This is a genomic window from Pontitalea aquivivens (assembly GCF_046507575.1).
GTDB lineage: Bacteria > Pseudomonadota > Alphaproteobacteria > Rhodobacterales > Rhodobacteraceae > Pontitalea > Pontitalea aquivivens.
Genome location: NZ_JBKFEY010000073.1, coordinates 1 through 1,874 on the forward strand (window position 1 = coordinate 1; position 1,874 = coordinate 1,874).

Here is a 1,874-nt window from a genome sequence, read left to right on the forward strand (position 1 = left end):
TATCCGTCCGGTGTCGGCGTGGTTTCAGGCGTTTTCGGCCTGCCAGTTCCACGGCATGAGATCTTCGATGCGATTGATCTTGTGATCAGGCAGGCGCTGGAGGACCCATGTGAGCCACGCTTCGGGGTCGACATCGTTCATCTTGGCGGTTTCGATGAGTGTGTAGGCGATTGCGGCAGCTTTGCCGCCGCCGATTGACCCCATGAACAGATAATTCTTCCTTCCAAGGGCAATAGGCCTGATCGAGCGCTCACAGGTGTTGTTATCCAGCTCGAGACGCCCGTCGCTGAGATAGCCGCGCGCTTTTGGCATGCGGTTCAGCGCGTAGCGGATCGCTTCGGCCAGCTTGGTTTTACCGGAGATCTTGCGCAGCTGCGCCTGCAGCCAAAGCTCTAACTCATCAAAGACCAGCTTGGCGTTGGCCTGCCGCAGGGTCACACGCTCTTCCGGGGATTTGCCCCGCGTCTCCTTCTCCACAGCATAGAGCTGTGCAATCTGCTTGATCGCCTGTTGGGCAATGGGGGAACCGGTGCGCTCGACCTCGTCGACAAATTTGCGGCGCACATGGACCATGCAGGCTTGCTCATCGGCTTTGCCTTTGCCGAACAAGCCGTTGAACCCGGCAAATCCATCGGCATGGACCGTGCCCGTATAGCCCGCGAGATGGTTGGCGGGGTGCTCGCCCTTCCGATCGACACTGAACTGATACCAGGCGCAGGGGGGTGCTGCCCCGCACCACGGGCGTTCGTCCCGGACGTAACTCCAGAGCCGGGCCGTTTTGGTTTTTGTAGTGTTGGCGCGCACTTGCAGTTTTACGGGGGTATCGTCTGCAAACAGGGCTGGCCCCGCCCGGACCAGTTTGCCGATATGCTCGGCCAGAGGCTCCAGCAGTGCCGTCGTGCGCCCAACCCAGTCGCTGAGCGTGGAGCGGTGCAAATCAACCCCTTCGCGGGCGTAGATCTTGGATTGCCGCTCAAGCGGCAGGTGATCACAATATTTGCCGACCAGCATGTGCGCCACGAGGCCGGGTCCGGGTCGCCCGCGCTCGATCAGGCGCGATGGCAATGGGGCTTGGGCGAAAGCTTCACAGCAGGTGCAGGCCATGCGCGGGCGGATGAAGCGGCGCACAACGAAGTGACCTGGGATATAATCCAGCTCTTGGGTGATATCCTCGCCCACCTGGCGCAGGGTGCCGCCGCATCCAGTGCATGCTTCACCGGGCGACAAGACCTCATCGTGCCGATCCAGATGATCTGGCAGTGGCTTGCGGCTGTGCTGGCGCTTGTTGGTCGGGGTCTCTTCATCACCGGGTGGTTGCCCGGTGAGTTGATCCTTTGCGGCCTGCGCGATCTCAGCATCTTCCGGCAGGTCGAGGGCCAGTTGATCCATGCCCTCTGACTTCGTGCCAAAACGCGCCTTGCGGTGACCATGAAGCTCAGCCTTCAGCTTCTCGATCTGGTAGGCTTGAGACTGGATATGCTGGGCCATCTGCACGCTGATCGCGCGCAGCTCATCAGGATCTTCAGGCAGGGATTTGAAGGCCTCCAGCATGGCATAATTTATACCGGATCACCCCATAAGAGGAAACGCAAAACTGCGCTAAATCCTATGTTTTGTTGAGACTTTGCCTCACCCCGCGACCAGCGGTCGCCAGGTTTTTTGTGGGGTCCGCCAGTCGATCCCTTCGAGCAACATCGACACTTGTGATGGGCTTAGACTGACTTTACCTTCCTTGGCAGCAGGCCAGACAAACCGGCCCCGTTCCAGCCGCTTTGTAAACAGGCAGGCCCCCTGAGAATCCCACCAAATGATCTTCAAAAGATCACCCCGGCGACCACGGAAGACGAACATGTGGCCCGAATACGGGTCCTCGG

Annotated in this window: 2 protein-coding genes; both read right to left on the minus strand. The window is 59.7% G+C overall.

Annotation, left to right across the window (positions count from 1 at the left end; translation table 11 throughout):
• Positions 1 to 24: 24 nt before the first annotated feature.
• Positions 25 to 1,551: an IS66 family transposase gene (gene tnpC / locus ACK8OU_RS20095; RefSeq protein ID WP_410305106.1), complete on the minus strand. Its 1,527-nt coding sequence runs from the start codon at positions 1,549 to 1,551 to the stop codon at positions 25 to 27.
• Positions 1,552 to 1,629: 78 nt separating this feature from the next.
• Positions 1,630 to 1,874: IS66 family insertion sequence element accessory protein TnpB (gene tnpB / locus ACK8OU_RS20100; RefSeq protein WP_410305107.1), on the minus strand; the 245-nt coding region annotated here is incomplete at its 5' end.

What these genes read in the sequence shown, in the direction of transcription:
- tnpC (WP_410305106.1), bottom strand. Translation starts at nt 1,551, where the DNA reads ATGCTGGAGGCCTTCAAATCCCTGCCTGAAGATCCTGATGAGCTGCGC.